The 20,678-nt window shown below is 54.0% G+C and carries 18 protein-coding genes; 1 reads left to right on the top strand and 17 read right to left on the bottom strand.

From position 1 onward, the window contains the following. Positions 1-5: 5 nt before the first annotated feature. The 14 genes from rlmN to AC0YN0_RS06310 all read right to left on the bottom strand — a co-directional run bounded on the left by rlmN (position 6) and on the right by AC0YN0_RS06310 (position 16,253). Positions 6-1,052, bottom strand: a complete 1,047-nt coding sequence (gene rlmN / locus AC0YN0_RS06375) for a dual-specificity RNA methyltransferase RlmN (RefSeq protein ID WP_475820487.1) — start codon at positions 1,050-1,052, stop codon at positions 6-8. A 98-nt stretch (positions 1,053-1,150) separates the two neighbouring features. Further along, positions 1,151-2,644, bottom strand: coding sequence for a 16S rRNA (cytosine(967)-C(5))-methyltransferase RsmB (gene rsmB, locus AC0YN0_RS06370; protein ID WP_475820486.1), 1,494 nt, complete (start codon positions 2,642-2,644; stop codon positions 1,151-1,153). Next, on the bottom strand, positions 2,641-3,591 hold the full coding sequence (gene fmt / locus AC0YN0_RS06365) for a methionyl-tRNA formyltransferase (protein ID WP_475820485.1): 951 nt from the start codon (positions 3,589-3,591) through the stop codon (positions 2,641-2,643). Before fmt ends, rsmB begins: the two co-directional genes overlap by 4 nt. Before the next feature lie 4 nt (positions 3,592-3,595). Further along, positions 3,596-4,081, bottom strand: a complete 486-nt coding sequence (def, locus tag AC0YN0_RS06360) for a peptide deformylase (protein WP_442051592.1) — start codon at positions 4,079-4,081, stop codon at positions 3,596-3,598. 82 nt (positions 4,082-4,163) lie between these two features. Continuing rightward, complete coding sequence (gene priA / locus AC0YN0_RS06355) at positions 4,164-6,668, bottom strand: primosomal protein N' (RefSeq protein ID WP_475820484.1); 2,505 nt, start codon at positions 6,666-6,668, stop codon at positions 4,164-4,166. Continuing rightward, on the bottom strand, positions 6,665-7,882 hold the full coding sequence (gene coaBC / locus AC0YN0_RS06350; protein ID WP_475820483.1) for a bifunctional phosphopantothenoylcysteine decarboxylase/phosphopantothenate--cysteine ligase CoaBC: 1,218 nt from the start codon (positions 7,880-7,882) through the stop codon (positions 6,665-6,667). The genes priA and coaBC overlap by 4 nt, the downstream gene beginning before the upstream one ends. A 14-nt stretch (positions 7,883-7,896) precedes the next feature. Then, positions 7,897-8,424, bottom strand: a complete 528-nt coding sequence (locus tag AC0YN0_RS06345; RefSeq protein ID WP_475820482.1) for a YfiT family bacillithiol transferase — start codon at positions 8,422-8,424, stop codon at positions 7,897-7,899. A gap of 85 nt (positions 8,425-8,509) precedes the next feature. Further along, positions 8,510-9,049: an NUDIX hydrolase gene (locus AC0YN0_RS06340; RefSeq protein WP_475820481.1), complete on the bottom strand. Its 540-nt coding sequence runs from the start codon at positions 9,047-9,049 to the stop codon at positions 8,510-8,512. A gap of 102 nt (positions 9,050-9,151) precedes the next feature. Next, positions 9,152-9,364 (bottom strand): DNA-directed RNA polymerase subunit omega, encoded by a 213-nt coding sequence (gene rpoZ, locus AC0YN0_RS06335; RefSeq protein ID WP_442051587.1) that lies wholly within the window; start codon positions 9,362-9,364, stop codon positions 9,152-9,154. A gap of 16 nt (positions 9,365-9,380) precedes the next feature. Continuing rightward, on the bottom strand, positions 9,381-9,992 hold the full coding sequence (gmk, locus tag AC0YN0_RS06330) for a guanylate kinase (protein WP_442051586.1): 612 nt from the start codon (positions 9,990-9,992) through the stop codon (positions 9,381-9,383). A gap of 19 nt (positions 9,993-10,011) precedes the next feature. Further along, the gene (gene remA / locus AC0YN0_RS06325; protein WP_005548256.1) at positions 10,012-10,272 is read right to left on the bottom strand and encodes an extracellular matrix/biofilm regulator RemA; all 261 of its coding nucleotides are present in this window, start codon (positions 10,270-10,272) and stop codon (positions 10,012-10,014) included. 330 nt (positions 10,273-10,602) lie between these two features. Beyond that, entirely contained in the window at positions 10,603-12,492 is a 1,890-nt protein-coding gene (locus tag AC0YN0_RS06320; RefSeq protein ID WP_475820912.1) for a bifunctional homocysteine S-methyltransferase/methylenetetrahydrofolate reductase, read from the bottom strand. 31 nt (positions 12,493-12,523) lie between these two features. After that, positions 12,524-13,354: a diaminopimelate epimerase gene (gene dapF / locus AC0YN0_RS06315; RefSeq protein ID WP_475820480.1), complete on the bottom strand. Its 831-nt coding sequence runs from the start codon at positions 13,352-13,354 to the stop codon at positions 12,524-12,526. Between the two features lie 118 nt (positions 13,355-13,472). Then, positions 13,473-16,253, bottom strand: coding sequence for a calcium-translocating P-type ATPase, SERCA-type (locus AC0YN0_RS06310; protein WP_475820479.1), 2,781 nt, complete (start codon positions 16,251-16,253; stop codon positions 13,473-13,475). Between the two features lie 200 nt (positions 16,254-16,453). Here AC0YN0_RS06310 and AC0YN0_RS06305 point away from each other — a divergent pair, with 200 nt between their 5' ends. Further along, positions 16,454-18,190, top strand: a complete 1,737-nt coding sequence (locus tag AC0YN0_RS06305; RefSeq protein ID WP_475820478.1) for an Rqc2 family fibronectin-binding protein — start codon at positions 16,454-16,456, stop codon at positions 18,188-18,190. 81 nt (positions 18,191-18,271) lie between these two features. On the opposite strand, the gene AC0YN0_RS06300 is transcribed toward AC0YN0_RS06305, so the two are convergent. The 3 genes from AC0YN0_RS06300 to AC0YN0_RS06290 all read right to left on the bottom strand — a co-directional run bounded on the left by AC0YN0_RS06300 (position 18,272) and on the right by AC0YN0_RS06290 (position 20,615). Beyond that, a complete protein-coding gene (locus AC0YN0_RS06300) occupies positions 18,272-19,141 on the bottom strand; it encodes a PHP domain-containing protein (protein ID WP_475820477.1) in 870 nt (289 codons plus the stop codon). Further along, entirely contained in the window at positions 19,132-20,043 is a 912-nt protein-coding gene (locus tag AC0YN0_RS06295) for a selenium metabolism-associated LysR family transcriptional regulator (protein WP_442051581.1), read from the bottom strand. Before AC0YN0_RS06295 ends, AC0YN0_RS06300 begins: the two co-directional genes overlap by 10 nt. 134 nt (positions 20,044-20,177) lie before the next feature. Beyond that, a complete protein-coding gene (locus AC0YN0_RS06290; protein WP_337098749.1) occupies positions 20,178-20,615 on the bottom strand; it encodes a hypothetical protein in 438 nt (145 codons plus the stop codon). Between the last annotated feature and the right edge of the window lie 63 nt (positions 20,616-20,678).

Below are 20,678 nucleotides of genomic sequence, written 5' to 3'. Positions count from 1 at the left end.
TTCACCTACCTCGCTTGGGACTCCATATGTTTGGCTCTTAATTGGCCGCATGCGGCCGCAATATCATGGCCTTGCTCTCTGCGGATCGTCGCGTTAATTTTATTGCGCTCCAAGATGCGTTGGAATTCGAATATATCCTCGCGCGGTGTCCGCACGTAATTGCGCTCCGGCACGTGGTTGACCGGAATTAGATTGACATGACACAACATGCCTTGAAGCACGTCTGCCAGCTCTTGCGCATGCTCAGGACGATCGTTGACGCCGCCGATCAAAGCGTATTCGAACGTAATCCGGCGTCCCGTCTTCGCAATATAGTAATGGCAAGCGGCCATTACGTCTTCGAACGGGAAGCGGCGGTTAACCGGCATCAGCTTCGAGCGAAGCGTATCGTTCGGCGCGTGGATCGAGAGCGCCAGATTGATCTGCGTGTTCTCGTCCGCGAACTTGTACATGCTAGGCACGATGCCGCTCGTGGAGACGGTAATATGGCGTTGGCCAATATTGAGTCCCTTCTCATGAATCATATTACGAAGGAACGTCATTGTTGCTTCATAATTCTCGAACGGCTCGCCAGAGCCCATAATAACGATACTCGATACGCGGTCTCCTGTTGCGTCGAGCATCTGCTGCGCAGTAACAACCTGTGCGATAATCTCGCCTGCAGTCAGATTGCGCTTCAGTCCGCCGAGCGTAGATGCGCAGAACGTACAGCCGATACGGCAGCCAACCTGTGTCGTTACACATACGCTGTTGCCGTAATTATGTCTCATAATTACAGTCTCGATTGCATGGTTGTCATGAAGGCCGAACAGAAACTTAACGGTGCCGTCCTTCGATTCGAACTTCGTAATCTCCGTCAGCGTCACGAATTGGAATTGATCCTCCAGCTTATCGCGAAGCTGCTTCGGCAAGTTGGTCATATCTTCGAAGCTCTTGACCCGCTTCACGTAGAGCCAGTCAAACAGTTGTCCCGCGCGGAACGCAGGCTCACTATTTTCCTTCACCCATTCTTGAAGCTGCTCGAGCGTATAGTCATAAATGAACGGTTTCATCTCATCACACCTGTACCTTAAAGTAGGGCGGCTTCGAACTATTGCGAGCCGCCATCGATTTATTTTACCACAAACGCCCATATTCAGCCATAATCGTCCTAAGCGCGCCGAATCATCCTCGCAATGAAAAATCCGTCACTGCCAAAATGATGCGGAAGAAGCTGTGCCTGCCCGTCAAAATCTTCGCCGATTGCGCGCGCCTCCCGCAGGCTGTCCACGATAGCTTCATTCCAGCCGGCCGCATCGATCTCGAATTCCGGATGACGCTGCAAAAATGCCGCAACCTGCTCCTCGTTCTCTTCCGCCTCCATCGTGCACGTGCTATAGACGAATACGCCGCCTATGCGTACAAGCCCGCATACCGCATCGAGCAGCTTATACTGCACCGCTGCAATCTCTGCTACATCTCCCGCCGTCTTCGTCCACCGGATCTCCGGCTTTCTTCGAATGACGCCGAACCCGGAGCAAGGCGCGTCCAGCAGCACCGCATCCATCGACCCCGGCGCGAACCGCTCGGACAGCTTCGTTGCATCCTCCGTAATCGCTTCGACGTTGCGCAGCTTCAGGCGCTCCGTCTGCGATACGATCAGCTCGCGCTTGTGTTCGTGCAGATCATTCGCCCATACTTTGCCCTTGCCGCCCATAAGCTCAGCAAGATGCGTGCTCTTGCCTCCCGGCGCTGCGCAGCAATCGAGCACCTTCATGCCCGCTTCAGGAGCAACAACTTCGGCGACGAGCATGGAGCTCTCGTCCTGCACCGACCATAATCCGTCACGGAATTCGATCGTATCGGCCAGATTGCCGCCCTTGCCCACGTTAATGCCGGACGGAGCAAGCTTGGACGCTTCGGCGTCGTAACCGCTCTCGCGCAGCAGTTCAAGCGCCGCTTCGCGGGTAGACCGAAGCGTATTGACGCGTATGCTGGAATGCGGCTGTTCATTGCCTGCCGCACATATCGCTTCCGTCGTCTCTGCGCCGTATGAAGCCAGCCACCGTCTAACGAGCCATTCCGGGTACGAATGGCGAAGCGACAGCTGCACAGCCGGATCATCATGCTTAATATGGTCAGGCGTAAGGTCGCTTTTGCCGCGATCCATGCTTCTTAAGACGCCGTTCACCATGCCGGAGATCCCCATATGTCCGCGTTTCTTCGCAATCGTAACCGCTTCGTTCACCGCTGCATGCGGCGGAATCCGGTCTAGATAAAGAAGCTGATAAGCGCTCAGGCGAAGCAGCTGATGCACCCACGGCTGCAGCTTGCGCACGCCTTTGGCTACGAACTTGTCGAGCCAATAATCGAGCGTCAGCTGGCGCTGGATCGTACCGTAGACAAGCTCGGTAACAAGTCCGGCGTCAGCTCGTTCCAGCCTCGCATCCTGCAGCGTACGATTAAGCTGCAGATTGCTGTAAGCGCCGGTTTCGGCTACTTTGACTAGAACGTCCATCGCCAATTCACGCGGCGACTTCGCCTTGCGGGATTGCGTTTGCGGAGCCGCTGATGAAGAGACAGCCGCTCCTTGCGGAGCCTTCCGAGGCGAATGGCCGCCACCTTGCCGTCTGCCTTGCGGCTTGCCGTTCTTTGCACCGGTCATTGCGCACCTCCATCATCAAAGCTGCTGCCAGCCTCGATGCGGGCTCCCTTCAGCCACTCTGCGGCAGCCATAGCCTTCTTGCCTGCTGGCTGGATGTCCGTAAGTAGCAGCTGGCCTTGTCCCGTCTGAACGGTAATTCCCGTATTATCGGTACGAATAATCGTTCCCGGCGTTGCTCCAGCCTTATCCCCGTTCGCTGCGGGCGAGCAAGTCCAAACTTTGAACACCTCGCCGCCCAAATAAGTGAAAGCACCCGCCATCGGCGAGAGTCCGCGCACTTGATTGTATATCGCTCGAGCTGATTTGCTCCAATCTATACGTTCGTCGTCGCGGGTCAAATTGGGGGCGTAGGTCGCTTCTTCGTTATTTTGCGGTACGGCAACTGCCGTACCGTCCACGATGGAAGGCAGCGTTCTGCCCAGCAGCTCTGCTCCTGCCGCGCTTAGCTTCTCGAATAAAGTACCCGAAGTGTCCTGTTCTTCGATAGCTACCTCTACCGAGCTGATCATATCGCCGGTGTCCAGCCCTTCAGCCATATACATGATCGTAACGCCGGTTTTGTCCTCGCCGTTAATGATCGAACGCTGAATCGGCGCTCCTCCGCGGTATTTCGGAAGCAGCGAGCCGTGCACGTTAATGCAGCCGAGACGCGGAACATCAAGCACGGCCTTCGGCAGTATTTGCCCATAAGCCGCCGTAACGATCAGATCAGGCGCCAGCTCGGCAATCGCAGCTGCCGCTTCTGCGCTGCGCATCCTCTCCGGCTGCAGCACAGGCAGTCCAAGCGACAACGCCGCTTCCTTCACAGGCGGCGGCGTAGGCGTTTTTTTGCGGCCCTTCGGCCGGTCTGGCTGCGATACGACAGCAACAACCTCGTAGTTCTGCTCCAGCAGAAGCTTCAAGGAGGGAACGGCAAACTCGGGCGTTCCCATGAATACGATACGCATGAATCTATTCGCCGCCTTTTCTTGGTCTCTCCGAAATGTCGTAAATGCTCTCGGCAAGATCGGTGAACAATATGCCGTTCAGATGGTCGACCTCATGCTGGAAGGCGCGTGACAAGTAGCCGCTGGCTTCTACGGTAAAGTACTCGCCGTCGGAGTTTTGCCCTTTCACGACAATGCGATCGGCGCGCATAACCTCGCCGTTCAAATTCGGGATACTTAGGCAGCCCTCAGGTCCAAGCTGTTCGCCCTCTTGCTCGACGATTACCGGGTTAACCATCTCGATCAGACCCGTCTCATCGCCTATATCTACAACGATTACGCGCTTCGAAATGCCGATCTGCGGCGCAGCAAGGCCAACGCCTTCCGCATCGTACATCGTCTCCGCCATATCCTTGAGCAATTTTTTCAAGTTCGGATTAAACTTCGTTACTTCCTTTGCCTCTTCCCGCAATACAGGATCTGGGTCCTTCACAATGATACGGATACTCATGGTATTCCCTTCCTTTACTCATGTTAATAGTGAGAATATAACGTCTATATGGTATGGACGTAAATCTTGAACATGCTTATGTTTATAAAATAACTTGCGGATCCACATCGACGCTGAATTGCACCTGACGCTGGGGCGGACCGTCGCTAAACGGTGCGAGCGCCTCCTTAATAAGCGCGGAAGCGTCAATGCTACCACGATATTTTATCACACATTGAAAACGGTAGCGATCTTTCATTCTAGAGATTGGCGAGGCGACCGGTCCAAGCACGTCGAAAGCTCTCGGCAAGCCGCTGCTGAGCGGAACGAGAATGCCCTGTTCTTCCGCCAAATCGCGCAGGCGCGAAGCGAATTGTTCGCCTACCGAGGACAGCAGCGTAAGCTGCTCATGCGACATCGTTATGAGGATCAAGCGGCAATAAGGCGGATATCCCATTGCACCGCGATGGCGCAGTTCCTCCGTTATGAACGCAGCATAATCGTGGTGCTGAGCGGTTGCAACTGCATAGTGCTCAGGTGAATACGTCTGAATGACGACCTCCCCGGGCAAATGATGCCGCCCCGCGCGTCCCGCCACCTGCGTAAGCAGCTGGAACGTCCTCTCCGCCGCGCGAAAGTCAGGCAAGTTAAGCGACGTATCGGCTGCGATAACGCCCACTAGTGTAACGTATGGAAAATCCAGCCCTTTGGCTACCATTTGCGTGCCTAGGAGCACATCGGCTTTGCGCTCGCCGAACTGCTTAAGCAGCTTCTCGTGGGCGTTTTTCTCGGTCGTCGTATCCACGTCCATCCGAATGACGCGTATGCCGGGGAACAGCTTAGCAAGCTCCTCCTCGACCCGTTGCGTGCCTGTTCCGAAGTAGCGAATATGCTCGCTCTCGCAAGAAGGACAATTGGCAGGCGCTTGTTCGGCATGGCCGCAATAATGGCAGCGCATGACGCGCGTCTTCTGATGATAGGTAAGAGAAATATCGCAATGCGGACATTGCGCGGTGTAGCCGCAGGAGCGGCACATAACGAAGGTCGAGTAGCCCCTCCGATTAAGCAGCAGCACCGATTGCTCGCCCTTCTCCAGACGATCGGTCAGCAGCTCGTGCAGCTTGCGGCTGAACATCGAGCGATTGCCTTCGCGAAGCTCCTCGCGCATGTCGATGACCTCAACCGGCGGAAGCGGACGTCCGCCTACCCGCTCTGGCATCGGCAACAGCGCCGGCTCCCGGCCGCCAGTTGTACCCGATAGCTGCGCAGAACGGTTCGCCGCCGCGAAAGACTCGATCGAAGGCGTAGCCGAACCAAGCACAACGGCTGCGCCATGCTGCCTCGCCCTGCGCACCGCGACATCGCGCGCGTGGTATTTCGGACTCTCCTCCTGTTTGTAGGAGGATTCATGCTCTTCATCGATAATGATAAGACCGATCGACTCGAAGGGAGCGAAGATCGCCGATCGAGCGCCGATGGCGACCTGCACTTGGCGGCTGCGGATTTTGCGCCATTCATCGTACCGCTCGCCATTCGACAGCCGGCTGTGCATAACGGCTACCGCATCGCCGAAGCGCCCCTTGAAACGCTCCACCATCTGCGGGGTCAAGGATATCTCCGGCACGAGCACGATCGCTTGCTTGCCGAGCTCCAAGCAATATTGAATCGATTGCAGGTAGACCTCTGTCTTGCCGCTGCCCGTTACGCCGTGCAGCAGCATCGTATCCGGCTCGCCCGATTGTACCGAGCGAACAATACGCTCGAACACCGCTTGCTGCCCCGGCATGAGCGGCAACGGCTTCGTGCGCTCGAACTCGCGGCCGGCATATGGATCTCGCTGCTGCTCAACCTCTTGAAGCTCTAGCAACCCTTTGCCCTCCAGTGCCCGAACAGTCGATGCCGAGCCTCCGGTTGCCGCGATTAACGCCTGCAGTTGGAGCGGCTTGCCATGACTGAGCATATAAAGAAGCATATCGCGCTGCTTCGCCGCCCTTGCGGGCAGTTCCTCTGCTGCGGCCCTAATGGCCGCCTCTCCCGCTGCGCCGAGGAAGACGGTTAACACTTTCTTAATAGATAACCGATCTTTAATTGAGGCATGCTCGATGAGCTCGCCAGCTCGAAGTCCGCTCTTCACTTCCTTCGCATAGTGAGGGAACTGCGCGAGCAGCGAATCAAGCTTCGCTGCGCCTCCTTGCGAGTTCAGCCAGTCCACCACTTCATCCGGAAGCTCCCGCTCGTCTTCCTCGGAAGTCTCCCCTAACTCGATTACACGTTCGGCTTTCCCCTTCAGGGCTCCCGGTACCATCGCTTGCAAAGCAGTCGTCCATGAGCAGCAGTATTTATCGCTAAGCCACTTCGCGAGCTCTACTAGATCAGGCAGCAGCGGCGGCATCGGATCAAGCAGCTCAGACACGGCCTTAAGACGCTTCGGATCAATATCCGCCTCACCGGCGAGTCCAACAACGAAGCCTTGCAGCACGCGTCCGCCGAACGGCACGCCGACTCTGCTGCCGACCTCGATCCACGTCTCCATCTCGAATGGGACCAAATAGTCAAACGGCCGATCCGTCTGGCGGCTCGGCACGTCTACGATCACTTTGGCAATCATGACTTTATTCCCCCGCTGCTGCGCGGCAACCGTTCCGCGACAACCTCTAGAAGCCTCCGGGAGATCGACCGTTTCGATTGCAACGGCAACGATTCCACGAGCCCACCGGCATCGAACAGCTTAACGATGTTCGTCTCTCCGTTGAAGCCCGCTCCGCTCTCGCTCACATCGTTCGCTACGATCAGATCACAGTTTTTGCGTTGCAGCTTGTCCATTGCATAATGATCCAGCTGCTCCGTCTCGGCAGCAAAGCCAATAAGAAATTGATGCCGCTTCCTCTCGCCTAACGTCTGCAAAATATCGGTTGTCCTCTCCAGCTCAAGCGTGAGCCGGTCACCGTTTTTCTTAATCTTCTGTCCGCTGACAACGACCGGTCGATAGTCGGCCACAGCCGCCGCCTTCACGACAATATCAGCCTCGTCGTATTCCGCAGTAACGGCAGCCAGCATCTGCTCAGCTGATTCTACTCTAACGAGCTTAACCCCCGCAGGCGGGGCCGCAGACGTTCTGCCCGCTATGAGCGTCACGTCCGCGCCCATCAGCAGGGCAGCCTCTGCAATAGCGAAGCCCATCTTGCCGGAGGAATCATTCGTCAAGTAACGAACGGGATCGAGTCGCTCCATCGTTCCGCCGGCCGTCACGATGACCCGCTTGCCGGCAAGCAGGCTGCCGCTGGAGAGCCAATCTTCAACCGCTGCCACAATATCTTCCGGCTCGGCAAGACGCCCCTTAGCGACATAACCGCAAGCGAGCTGCCCGGTGCCAGGCTCGACGAACATAACGCCTCGCGAGGCAAGCAGCTCCATATTCGCAACAACGGCCGGATGCTCATACATATGCACATTCATGGCCGGAGCAATAACGATCGGAGACGTCGCAGCGAGCAGCGTCGTGCTCAGCATATCGTCTCCATGCCCTCCGGCAAGCTTGGCAATCGCATTCGCGGTCGCTGGAGCAATAATAATAAGATCGGCATGATCGGCGAGGTCGATATGCGAGACGACAGCCGGGTCGCGCTCATCGAACGTATCGATATATACAGGATTTCGCGACAGCGTTTGCAACGTTAGCGGCGTAATGAACTTCGTCGCGGACTCCGTCATGATGACGCGAACGTTAGCGCCAGCCTGCACAAGCTTGCTGCATAGCGCTGCTCCCTTATAAGCGGCGATTCCGCCGGTAATTCCAAGAATAATAGATTTTCCTCTTAGCATGCTTATGTCTCCTGTCACTGCCCATTCGTCCGTTCTTTCGCTATATTGATATGCGCTACATGATGCTTGCCATGCCAGGCTACGAAACCTAGGAAGTAAGCAAGACCGATCTGCTTACCTTCCCCGGGATGATAAAACTGTTTATCGTAATCGGAACGCTCCATTGAACGAAGCAGCAGCACCCAGCGCGCATAAATGCCTTCGACGATTGCCAGGCTAATATCCGGCGATGCGTTCAAGCTATCAGCTGTTTCCGCCCACTGCTCTTCGTCGAATGGCTTAATGGTCGGATTTTTCTCCGTCAAGGCAAGCTTGAAGCGGGAGAAAGAGTTCATTGTGGCGTCTGCAAGATGGTGTGCGACTTGACGGGCTGTCCAGCCTCCGCTTCGATAAGCGGTATCAAGCCCTTCCTCGGACAATCCGGATAAAGCCTCTCTAAGCTGGCCGGGCAATTTTTCCATATCGGAAATCCATTGATCCTTCTGCTTCGTCGTCATACCTTCGTACACATATCTGCCAATCGGGTAACGCAGCTTTTCCATTTGCTTCGCCTCCTGACACCTATTTTCCCTATCATACCATATGCCGATTTAAAATCTAACTGCGCTTTCATCTTTTTTTGGCCGATTACAGACGTCTTTCTGCCTGCCTTAATTGATGCGCCAGCAAGTAAAGTTCGGCGATATCATGTCTCCCGATCTCCTCGAAACGCCGCACGGCTTCATCAATATCTACGACGTCGACGACGGCAATCTGTTCCCCATCCGGCGGGTTCAGCGGCTTGCCGACAAGCTCCACCTCGCCATAGCCGACAAGCCTAATAAAGCTAGGATGCGGAATATGCGGCCGATACGGCTCTGCAGCCGAAGATCGGCATTTGAAGCAGCCAAACCGCGTATACGACTTCAGCTCGGCTCCAAGCTCCTCCCGCACTTCGCGCACAAGCGCATCCTGATAATGCTCGCCGGGCTCAAGCGTCCCCCCCGCGAGCTCCCACCGTCCATCCTCAAGCTGAATGACCGCGTAATACTCACCGACTGTCGGTATGATGCTAATGTTGCTTACAAGCGTTTCATCTATCTCCATATCCAGCGTAAAACAATTTTCTACCGCTCCCCATACAATAGGCTGCGATAAAGCTTTATACTGCTTCAACTCTGTGTACATTCGTTTTTCCTCCTGCCCTCTTTATTACGCGACGACTCTATGAAAATACAAAGAAGCTGTCCGAAGGTCAATGACCATCGGACAGCCTCCATATTCCGTGCCTTATTGCTCGTCTTTGGTGACGTTGGATTCCACTATTAAAATATCGTTATAAATTTCTTCAAGCGCTACGCCAACATATTTGCGGGAACGCGGGTTGCGAAGCTCGGATTTCTCACCGTTGCGAAGCATGCGTGCGCGTCTGGAAGCCGCAACGACCAGCGTGTACTTGCTGTCTACCTTCTTAACCATTTCGTCAATAGACGGATATAACATTATTCATTCTCCTCACTCATGCTTTCTCAATAGCCGCTTGCGCTTCCGCCAGGTAAGGCATAACCCTCTCACTACGGCAATGCTCAGCGACAACAATGCTCTGAATACGATGGCAAGCCGAGTCGATCTGGTCGTTCACGACTGCATAATCATAATGGCGAAGCAGGTTCATCTCTTCCACTGCAACGTTCATCCGATGATTAATCGTATCCTGCGATTCCGTGCCTCGGCCCGTAATACGCTGCTTCAATTCCTCCATGGAAGGAGGCATTAGGAAAATAAATATCCCTTGCGGGAACTTCTCCTTCACCTTAAGAGCGCCTTGCACTTCAATTTCCAGAATGATGTCCTTGCCGCTCGCAAGCGTGCGTTCGACAAAGTCTCTTGGCGTTCCATAGTAGTTGCCTACATACTCGGCATGTTCAAGCAACGCGTCGCGCGCGATCATGTCCTGGAACTGCTCTTTCGATTTGAAGAAGTAGTTGACGCCGTCAACCTCTCCCTGTCTCGGCTGCCTCGTAGTAGCTGACACAGAGTAGACGATATCCGGCATCTTGCTCCGAAGAGCCGTACACACCGTTCCTTTGCCGACACCGGCAGGTCCGGATAAAACAATTAGCAATCCCATATTCTTAATACTCCCCGTACTATTCGTCGTTATCGTCATCCTTGGTGGATAACCGGTGTGCCACCGTCTCCGGTTGTACAGCCGATAAAATGACATGGTCGCTGTCCGTAATAATAACGGCACGCGTCCGGCGTCCGTATGTCGCATCGATAAGCATGTGACGGTCGCGCGCTTCTTGGATGATCCGCTTGATAGGCGCCGATTCCGGGCTTACGATCGAAATAATGCGATTTGCCGATACAATGTTGCCAAACCCGATATTAATAAGCTTTATAGCCAACCCAGGTTCCCCCTTCGCCCCCACTAATCCTTATGCTTCTGCCTCTAATAAACTTCTATTATTAATAATGTGAATACGACGAAGTTTGCGTTCTTGCCAAATACCGACAGAACTACTGCACTATTGTTGACGAAAAAACCTCGGAGCATACGTGATACGATTGCTGCCCGCTTCGTGCTGGGGCATAGATTCGTGCTTGTCTGAATTGGAAGGAGCATGGCAACGGTATCCAAACTTTATTATATTCTAATTGATTTTCCGCTTACGAACAAGGGAAAAAGCGAAAAGAGCACAAAATGCTCATATTCGCTCTCTCTTAGGCAATGGTGCTCATTGTTTCTCCGTTTTGCGCCATACATATTCCGTCAATTGAACCGCCATGTCGTAGAACATGAACGGAGTAATCAAGTAAATGCCGTTAAAATGAGGCAAAGCGCAATCAAGCAGCTCCTTTGCGATCTTAACGCCCTCAGCGCGGCCTGCCTCGCCTTCGAGCCCAGCCATCCGTTGCCGCACCTCGTCGGACAGTTGAATGCCCGGCACTTCGTTATGCAAATATTCGGCGTTCCGTCCGCTGGCCAGCGGCATGATGCCGATGAATACCGGAACGGACAATTGTTTGGTCGCTTCCGCAACCTTCACGATCAGATCGGGATCATAAACAGGCTGCGTCATGATATAGTCGGCGCCGGAAGCAATCTTCCTTTCCAGTCGCTGAACCGCCTTGTCCAAGTGCTTGACGTTCGGATTGAACGCCGCTCCGACCACGAACTTCGCCTTCTGCTTCAGCGGCTTGCCGCTGAAAGCCGTTCCGTCGTTAAGCTGTTTAATCATTCGAATCATCTCGAACGATGTTAAGTCATACACCGAGCTGGAGTCAGGCAGATCGCCGAAGCGTGCCGGATCGCCCGTTACGGCGAGCACATGGTCGATGTCCAGCGCATCAAGTCCCATCATATGCGACTGCGTGCCGATCAGATTGCGGTCTCGGCAGGCAATATGAACGAGCGGACGGATGCCGACCCGCTCTTGAACGAGCGCGGCCAAGGCGATGTTGCTCATTCGCGTAACCGCAAGCGAGTTGTCCGCCATCGTAACGGCGTCCGCGGAAGCCGCCTTAAGCGCCGCCGCACCGTCCATGAACTTGCGAATGTCGAGATCGCGCGGAGGATCAAGCTCCACGATGACCGTATGCCGCTGCTTAACGAGATCTACGATCGAAGGCTCGCGTTCAACCGCCGACTGAACGGCCGGCTGCTCTTGATACGCTCCATCGTTAGCGGTTCGCGGTGTGATCGTTTCTGTTTGCGGCGCCGCAGACGTACGCAGCTGGGCAGAGTTTCCGCTCTGCGGCACATAGCCGTCTAACGCCTGCGAGATAGCGGCGATATGCTCCGGCGTCGTACCGCAGCAGCCGCCGATAATACGCGCGCCGCGGTCCGCGAAGCGAAGCGCCGTCTCGGCAAAGTACTGCGGTCCGGCCGAGTACGTATATTTGCCGTCCACATAATCCGGGAAGCCCGCATTCGGGAATACGGACAAAGGAAGTCCGATCGGACCGTCTATCGTATTGATCGCCCGCATGATCCCGTTAGGGCCGCTTCGGCAATTAAGGCCAACAACGTCTGCGCCTTCCTGGCGAAGCGTCTCATAAGCATCCTTCAAACCGATGCCGTCTTGCGTGCGGCCGATTTCGTCAACTGCGAACTGACAAATAATCGGCAGCTTCGATACGTTTCTTGCAAGCCGCAGAGCAAGCAGCATCTCGTCCAAATCGTAGAACGTCTCGAACAAGAGGCCGTCCACGCCCTCCTCAAGCAAAGCATGGATTTGGCGTTCATAGGATTCGCTTACGATCGCCGTACGCATGTTTCTCAGCTTGCCGTCGCGGATCGAGCCGACAGCGCCGACAACATAAGCATCCGCGCCGACGGCCGAACGCGCGATTCGGACACCTGCGCGGTTAATCGCTTCCATCTCTGCCTCAAGGCCGTATTTCAACAGCTTCTCGGTATTGGCCGAGAACGTATTCGTCTCAATCACTCTTGCGCCCGCTTCATAATAACTGCGGTGAACATGTTCAATGACATCAGGTCTTAGCGTATTGAATTCCTCGTAAGAAACGCCAACAGGGAACCCCATCTGATACAGATAGGTTCCCATCGCGCCGTCTCCGGTCAATATGCGCTCTTGCAGAGCTTGTCGCAAATCCGGCTTCATCTTGTCTCTTTCACCCATCCTGCGCGGACGCCTACAGCGTCCCGCGGAATACTTCCGCAGCAGGTCCTGTCATATATACGTGATTGTCCGCTTCATTCCATTCAATGAACAGATCGCCGCCTTTAAGCGATACGGTTGCCTCGCGGTCTGTCGCTCCGTTAAGCACGGACGCTACGACAGTCGCACATGCTCCTGTTCCGCAAGCGAGCGTTGGACCTGCGCCGCGCTCCCATACGCGCATATCGGTTTGCGTACGCGAATTGACCGTAACGAATTCCACGTTGATCTTGCGCGGGAACATCGGATGCGTTTCCAGCTTCGGTCCCCAAGTATTCAGATCGAAGTTCACCGCATCGTCCACGTAGATCACGGCATGCGGATTGCCCATCGATACGGCAGTAAAGCGGAATTCGCGTCCGTCAACCTCGATCGGGTGCTCGATAACGCGCTCTGCGTCTACCGTCGTCGGCACTTGCAGACCATTCAGGATCGGCTCGCCCATATCGACGCGTACGCTTTGCACTTTAGCGTCGCTAACCGTCAGTTGCACTTTCTGTGCCCCTGCGCCCAGCGTCTCGATCGTAATCTCTTCTTTATTCGTAAGACCGTTGTCGTAGACGTACTTCGCGACGCAACGAATCGCATTGCCGCATTGCTCGGCCTCCGAGCCGTCCGAATTAATGATGCGCATACGGAAATCGGCGATTTCCGATGGCAAAATATAGACGAGACCGTCTGCCCCGATACCGAAAAATCGGTTACATAGCCGGGCAGCAAGTTCAGCCGCGTTGCCCGGAAGCTGCTGCTCGCCTGCGACAACGATAAAGTCATTTCCTAGTCCGTTCATCTTTGTAAAGTTCATCTATTAGCCCTCTCCTTAACCTTACGTATGTCTAATAAGCTATTAATAATGCTATTAGCATACCGTAAAGAAAGGAGAAAGGCTATTCATAATTTGTATCATCATTTGCATTATTCCGTTATCTGGCTGCCGTTTGCGGACGGAATGGCGTCTTCGATTGCGACTTGTTTTTGCGCGTGCCCATGACGCTGCCGATACCCATGAGGAAGGTAGGAATGCCTGCCGCGACGAAGACGAGACACCATTCGCGGAAGCCAAGCGGAACGGTCTTGAAGATCGGCTGCAGCGCGTCGATATAAAGTACGCCTAGCATAAGGATGAGCGACGAGAGCACGGCCAGCACCAAATATTTGTTTTGCAGCGGGTTGCGGTGGAAAATCGAGCGCGAGCTGCGGCAATCGAATACGTGAATGAGCTGGGCCATAACGAGAGTGGCGAATGCGACTGTCTGCGCCTTTATCAAGTGGTCGGCGCTTCCTGGCGCCTCCCTGAGCGTAATCCAGAAAGCGCCCAGCGTACAGACGCCAATCAGAATGCCCCTGCTTATGATCTTCCACCCCAACCTGCGGGCAAATATGCTTTCCTTGGACGTTCTCGGCTTATGCTGCATCAGATCCTTCTCTGCCTGATCGACGCCAAGCGCCATGGCAGGCAGGCCGTCGGTTACGAGGTTGACCCATAAGATCTGGATCGGCACGAGCGGCAGCGGCAAACCCGCCATCATCGCAAGGAACATAACGAGTATTTCGCCGACGTTGGATGCGAGCAAGTAACGAATAAACTTTCTAATGTTCTCATAGATGCCCCTGCCCTCTTCGATAGCAGCCACGATTGTGGAGAAGTTGTCATCGCTCAGGACGAGCGCCGATGCTTCCTTCGATACGTCCGTGCCCGTTATGCCCATCGCAATGCCGATGTCGGCCGCCTTGATTGCAGGGGCATCGTTCACTCCATCGCCGGTCATCGCCACGACATGCCCTTGACGCTGAAGCGACTTAATAATACGCAGCTTATGCTCTGGCGATACTCGCGCATAGACGTAAGTGTTATCGACGAGTCGATCAAGCTGCTCGTCAGTCATCGCTTCAAGCTGCTTGCCGCTCATTGCGATACCTCCGCGCGGCATAATGCCAAGCTGCCCGGCGATAGCTTCCGCCGTCAATTGGTGATCGCCTGTAATCATAACCGTCTTGATGCCCGCGCGGCGGCAAGTCGCAATCGCGTCTTTCACCTCGCGGCGAGGCGGATCGATCATGCCGGTCAAACCAACGAACACGAGCTGGCTCTCGACATCTTGTTCCGAATCGCACTTGTCGGTCGTTCGCAGGTCGCGGTAAGCGAAGCCCAATACGCGAAGCGCCGATTGCGCCATCACTTCTCCCGCATCCGCGCACTTGCGCTTCAGCGTCTGCGTGAACGGCACGACCTTGCCGTCCCACAGTACGTAGCTGCACAGCTCCATCAGCATATCCGGCGCGCCTTTCGTGCATACGAGCCTGCCGCCCTGATGAGATACAACGACAGACATTCGTTTGCGCTCGGAATCGAACGGAAACTCTTGCTCCCTTTTATAGAGCATTTCCAACGATTTCGCCGATGAGCCTAGCTTCGCGGCAAGAACGGCGAGCGCTCCTTCTGTCGGATCGCCCTTCAGAACCCATTCCTCCTGCGGCTCCTTGCTCTTGCGGCGCTTCGTCTCCTCCGCCTCAACCTTCACAACCTGCGCATTATTGCATAACGCGCCAACTTGCAGCAGCCGCTTGACCGACTGGTCATGCTTCACATCAAGCGCCTTGCCGTCCTCGTATATGCTGCCGACCGGCTCATAGCCTTCGCCGCTCACTTCCAATTGGCGGCCTCCAAGCCAGACATGCGTAACCGTCATTTTATTTTGCGTCAGCGTACCCGTCTTATCGGAACAGATGACAGAGGCGCAGCCAAGCGTCTCAACGGAAGGCAGCTTGCGCACGATCGCCTTTCGCTTTATCATCCGCTGTACGCCAAGAGCTAGCGCAATCGTCACGATGGCCGGCAGTCCTTCAGGAATAGCTGCGACTGCTAGACTGACGCCTGCAAGGAACATGCCGTAAGGCTCTTGACCGTGCAAAATGCCTGCAACGACGACCATAATCGTCAGCCCTATGGCGACAATGATAAGCAGCTTTCCAAGCTGCTCCAGCCGATGCTGCAGCGGCGTCTCCATCGACTCCGTCTGCTGGATCAAATCGGCGATTTTGCCCATTTCGGTGTTCATGCCCGTTCGGACGACAACGCCCTTGGCCGTTCCGCGCGTCAGCATCGTGCCCATGAAGCCGATATTTCTCTGATCGCCCAGCGGCAGTTCATCGTCATCAATAGCGCCGGCATGCTTGCCCACCGGAACCGATTCGCCGGTGAGCGCCGACTCCTCCGCATAACAGCTGTTTGCTTCGATCAACCGCAGGTCGGCCGGAATACGGTCTCCGCTCTCAAGACTGACGATATCGCCGACGACAAGCTCCTTAGCCGGTATCGTAACCCATTCGCCGCCGCGCATCGCCTTGGCCGCCGGGGCAGATAATTCCTTAAGCGCGCGCAGCGAACGTTCCGCCCGAAATTCCTGCACGAATCCGAGCACTGCATTAATGACAATAATGGCGATAATCGTAATAGCGTCCAAGTACTCGCCGAGCAGCCCCGATATAAGCGTTGCGCCCATTAACACAAGCACCATAAAGTCTTTGAATTGATTTAGAAATAGAATGATCGGAGAAACGCGTTTTCCCTCAGACAACTCATTGCGCCCGTTCTCCTCCAGCCTCTGCGCCGCTTCGGACGCGGTCAGCCCCTTCTCAGGGGAGATGGACAGCATGTCGACAAGCTCGCTTGTCCCCATTTGATGCCAATTCTTTTGTTCCATGGTATAACTCCCTCCCATATTGTACCCGCTACCCGCTGCAAGCGAAGCAGCGTAATGGCCGACGCCGGCCCCTCGGACAGCCTTTCTAGGGTAAATGTATTCGGACATCCCGGAAATTATCCCAAAAGGGACTTAAGTTTTTGGCTTAACTATGGCATGATAGGAGAAGACTTACGCGAAGGAAGAGAGGAATCACAGCTATGGCTTTAGACGGCATTGTCACCAGAGCAATAACCCATGACCTGCAGCGCTGCATAGGAGCGCGTATACATAAGATCCATCAACCAACCGAGCATGAGCTGGTACTCAGCATCAGAGGCGCGGGCGTGCAAGGCAAGCTGCTGCTGTCGGCGAATCCGACATATCCGAGGGTGCACTGGACGACTTCAAGCTACTTGAATCCGATGGAAGCGCCGATGTTCTGCATGCTGCTCCGCAAATATTGTGAATCCGGCATTATAGAAGGCATTCGCCAAATCGATAACGAGCGCGTCATTCATATCGATGTGAAGCATCGGGACGAGCTCGGCGATATTTCAGTCAAAACGATTATTATCGAAATAATGGGCCGTCATAGCAATATCATCTTAGTGGACCCAGCCACACAAACGATTCACGACGGCATTCATCATGTCACGCCCTCGATCAGCAGCTATCGGATCGTCATGCCGGGCAGCAACTATACACCGCCGCCTGACCAAAGCAAGACAAATCCGTTCGTCATTGACAGCGAGGAACGATTCCGAGAAGCGTACGAACACACAACGGAAGGCTCGGCAGCAGGCAAACGGCTTGTTGAAGCATTCAGCGGACTAAGCCCGCTTATCGCCAAGGAAATCGCTTATCGCGCTGGAACAGAAGCGGAGGACACGGGCGCAATATGGCGCAGCTTCGAGTCGTTTATAGGTGAGATGAAAGCGCACCGATACTCCCCCGTCATCAAGACCGATGAAACGAGCGGCAAACTGTTTTTCTCCGTTACCGAACTAACTCATATTAACGGTGTCGAGGCTTCCTATCCGGCCGTTAGCGAATGTCTGCAGGCGTTCTTTGGAGATAAGGCGCAGCGGGATACTGTCAAGCAACGCGCAGCCGATCTGATCCGCTTCGTACAGAATGAGAAAGCGAAGAACATCTCGAAGATCACGAAGCTGGAAGATACGCTTGTAGAAGCGAAGGATGCGGAGAAATATAGAGTGCTCGGCGAACTGCTGACCGCTTATATGCATCAGATGAAGCGGGGCGATACGACGATCGAGCTTGTCAACTTCTATGACGAGGAGCAAGCCGTCGTTACGATCGAGCTTGATCCGCAGCTCACCCCTTCAGACAATGCTCAGCGCTACTTCAGACGTTATACGAAACATAAGAACAGTCTCACGATCGTCGCCGAGCAAATGGAGATCGCCCAGAAGGAAATTGAATACTTCGAATCGCTTCTCCAACAGCTCGATAATGCGGCCATTACCGACATTGAAGAAATACGCGATGAGCTCGTAGAGCAAGGTTATATGAAGGAACGCGGTCGGCGAGGTCCTAAGAAGAAAAAATCGCTTAAGCCTACGCTGCTGCGCTACACTTCTTCTGAGGGCGTAGAAGTATACGTTGGCAAAAACAACACGCAAAACGAATTTTTAACGAACCGTCTAGCCTCTCCGTCCGACACTTGGCTGCATACAAAGGATATTCCCGGTTCCCATGTCGTCATTCGGGGCGGAGACTTCGGCAATGCGACACTTGAGGAAGCGGCAATGCTTGCGGCGCATTATAGCCAAGCGCGAGACTCGAGCCTGATTCCGGTCGATTACACGTTCATTCGCCATGTCCGAAAGCCGAATGGCGCTAAGCCGGGCTTCGTCATTTACGATAATCAGAAGACGCTGTTTATTACGCCGGATGAAGAGCGGATCAAGAGCCTGGTATCCGTAAGCAGCTAAACTTCCACCATCATCACAAAAAAAAATCACGGACTTGTTCTACTGAACAAGCTGCCGTGATTTTTTTGCGTTATGGCCCCTTCATACGTTCGGTCGACGCAAATATGTAATCGTGCCTGCATCTACTGTACGGCTGCCGACCGCGCCATGGAACACTTTCCCTTGCCGAGAGCCGTGAAAGTCCGAGCCTCCTGTAACGATCAGGTTATATTGAGCCGCCATTGCAGCATACCGGGACTCTTCCTTCTCGCCGTGATCATAGTGAAACACTTCGATTCCGTTCACGCCGTGCTTCACAATAGCTTCAACAAGCTCATCGTCCCCATACAAACCTGGATGTGCGATAACACTCGTTCCGCCTGCTTCACGTATCCAATCGACCGCATCGAAAGGCGTAGGCCGCGGAGGATTGACATAAGCGGCAGCGCCGCTCCCCAAATACTTATCGAACGCCTCACTCATCGAAGAGACGGCACCTAGGCGAAGGAGCACCTCCGCAATATGCGGTCGTCCAATGCTGAACGCCTTTGCGGAGGCCTCGCTTGAAGTCTGCTTGGACCGTGCTGCTTCGCGCACATCGTCCATCGTAATGTCTACACCTAGCTCGTTCAGCCGATTAACGATCATATCATTCCTGCGATTACGGACATCTCTTAAACTTTCCAGCCTCGCGAGCCACTTTGTATCCGATCCATTCGTGAAGTAGCCGAGAATATGAATATCGTTGCCGCTTGCGACGGTGCTTACTTCCACGCCCGGCACGACTGTTATGCCGAGACGCTCGCCTTCGGCCAGCGCTTCGTCTATTCCCGCCACCGTATCATGATCGGTTATCGCGACAGCAGCCAGTCCAGCCGCTTTAGCGAACTGAACAATTTCCGATGGCGAATGCAGGCCGTCCGATGCCGTCGTATGTGTATGAAGATCAGCTAGTCCGCCTTTTATAACCATTGCTGCAAGTCCCTCTCTCTCAGAAACGTCAAAAAAGTAACCGCTGAGATCGGCAGCAAGGCCGATTTCAAATAGATCGAATAAAATTGCCGCTGGAAGTTGGCATCAGGAATTTTTATCATCCGGATAAGTCCAAGCGCTACCTCGTGCTTGACTGACGACGCAGAGAGGAACGAAATGCCAAGACCCGCTTCCACCGCCGACTTCACTGCACCTGTGCTACCGAGCTCCATTACGATCTTCATGCTTGCCGGATCAATCTTCTTCCGCTTCAATTGCTCTTCCATGACAATCCGCGTTCCCGATCCCTGCTCCCGCAAGACGAACGCATACTCCATGACCTCCTCAAGCGCTACCGATTCTCGGTCCGCAAGCGGATGATCTTTCGAGACAATAAGCCGCAGCTCGTCGCTCATTACCGCTTCCATATGCATATCGGGATGATTGACAGGTGCTTCAATTAGTCCGAAATTTAATTGATGATTCAGAATATCTTCCATTATTTGAGAGGTATTCATAACCTTCATGCTGATTGCTATATGCGGATATTCCTGACCGAACGGCCCTAGCAGCCTCGGCAATATATACTCTCCGATCGTTAAGCTTGAGCCTAGCTGCAGTCTTCCTTTCAACTGCTTCGTGAAGGCTGACATCGCCTGATCGGTATCTCGTATCAAATCAATGCTGCGCTCCGCGTAAGGCATAAGCGCTCGGCCGGCCTCGGTCAGATCGATTCGCTTGGTCGAACGCTGCAGCAGCTTCGTCCCGAAGTAATCCTCAAGCGACTGCACCTGCATCGTCACGGCCGGCTGGGTCATATGCAGCGCCTGTGCCGCTGCCGAGAAGCTGCCCCTCTCCGCAACCGTAAAGAAAATATGCAATTGATGAAAATTAAGCGCCATTGGTAAGTCATCCTTCCTTTGTATTCCCGTTATTATACTACAAAGCGTTTGCATAGTCGTATCGTATATGCAAAAAAAGCATGCAATCCATAAAAGATCGCATGCCTAAGGGCTGTACATCTATGTTGTTGCCATTACTTGCGCTTTCTGCTGTTCTTCACTAAAGTCATGCGGCGCGAATGACGCAGCCATGAGTAATAGGACTTAAGGTCACGTAGCTCGATTGTCTCCGACATGCGTCCTAGAAACGTCACAACAATCATCTTCTGCAGCGGGCGGCCCGTAATATCGGTTTCTGTGAAGGAATCCGCGAATTCGGCCACAAATACTAAATCGTCATCAATCAAATAAACGTCCTGCTCGTTGCGGTAGTACGGCTCGATCCGTCCGTTCTTAAGACATTCCCACAAATACTCGGCAATATCTTCAAATCCGGTCTTCTCACTCTCAATACGGTCGATCCAGCGGCTTTTGGCGTGATTCGTAATTACGATATCAGCTACTTTTTTATCGCCAAGACCGACATAAAACGACTCATATGTATTCCATCTTCTCGTCATTTTATCCTTCATTACGCAACCTACTCCTCCTAACGAACCAGGGCTTTTTTACTATGAATTTAATTCCATTCTATC

The sequence above is a fragment of the Paenibacillus sp. J22P218 genome (assembly GCF_056269195.1).
This window is presented reverse-complemented; position numbering and strand designations above follow the sequence as displayed.

Coding starts and splice junctions, on each gene's coding strand:
- AC0YN0_RS06300 (WP_475820477.1), bottom strand. CDS start 19,141: ATGGTTATAAAAGGCGGACTAGCTGATCTTCATACACATACGACGGCA.
- AC0YN0_RS06295 (WP_442051581.1), bottom strand. CDS start 20,043: ATGGCGCTTAATTTTCATCAATTGCATATTTTCTTTACGGTTGCGGAG.
- gmk (WP_442051586.1), bottom strand. CDS start 9,992: ATGGGATTGCTAATTGTTTTATCCGGACCTGCCGGTGTCGGCAAAGGA.
- priA (WP_475820484.1), bottom strand. CDS start 6,668: ATGATTGCCAAAGTGATCGTAGACGTGCCGAGCCGCCAGACGGATCGG.
- AC0YN0_RS06305 (WP_475820478.1), top strand. CDS start 16,454: ATGGCTTTAGACGGCATTGTCACCAGAGCAATAACCCATGACCTGCAG.
- AC0YN0_RS06320 (WP_475820912.1), bottom strand. CDS start 12,492: ATGAAGCCGGATTTGCGACAAGCTCTGCAAGAGCGCATATTGACCGGA.
- rpoZ (WP_442051587.1), bottom strand. CDS start 9,364: ATGTTATATCCGTCTATTGACGAAATGGTTAAGAAGGTAGACAGCAAG.
- AC0YN0_RS06340 (WP_475820481.1), bottom strand. CDS start 9,049: ATGTACACAGAGTTGAAGCAGTATAAAGCTTTATCGCAGCCTATTGTA.
- rsmB (WP_475820486.1), bottom strand. CDS start 2,644: ATGACCGGTGCAAAGAACGGCAAGCCGCAAGGCAGACGGCAAGGTGGC.
- dapF (WP_475820480.1), bottom strand. CDS start 13,354: ATGAACTTTACAAAGATGAACGGACTAGGAAATGACTTTATCGTTGTC.
- AC0YN0_RS06345 (WP_475820482.1), bottom strand. CDS start 8,424: ATGGAAAAGCTGCGTTACCCGATTGGCAGATATGTGTACGAAGGTATG.
- def (WP_442051592.1), bottom strand. CDS start 4,081: ATGAGTATCCGTATCATTGTGAAGGACCCAGATCCTGTATTGCGGGAA.
- fmt (WP_475820485.1), bottom strand. CDS start 3,591: ATGCGTATCGTATTCATGGGAACGCCCGAGTTTGCCGTTCCCTCCTTG.
- rlmN (WP_475820487.1), bottom strand. CDS start 1,052: ATGAAACCGTTCATTTATGACTATACGCTCGAGCAGCTTCAAGAATGG.
- AC0YN0_RS06310 (WP_475820479.1), bottom strand. CDS start 16,253: ATGGAACAAAAGAATTGGCATCAAATGGGGACAAGCGAGCTTGTCGAC.
- coaBC (WP_475820483.1), bottom strand. CDS start 7,882: ATGCTAAGAGGAAAATCTATTATTCTTGGAATTACCGGCGGAATCGCC.
- AC0YN0_RS06290 (WP_337098749.1), bottom strand. CDS start 20,615: ATGAAGGATAAAATGACGAGAAGATGGAATACATATGAGTCGTTTTAT.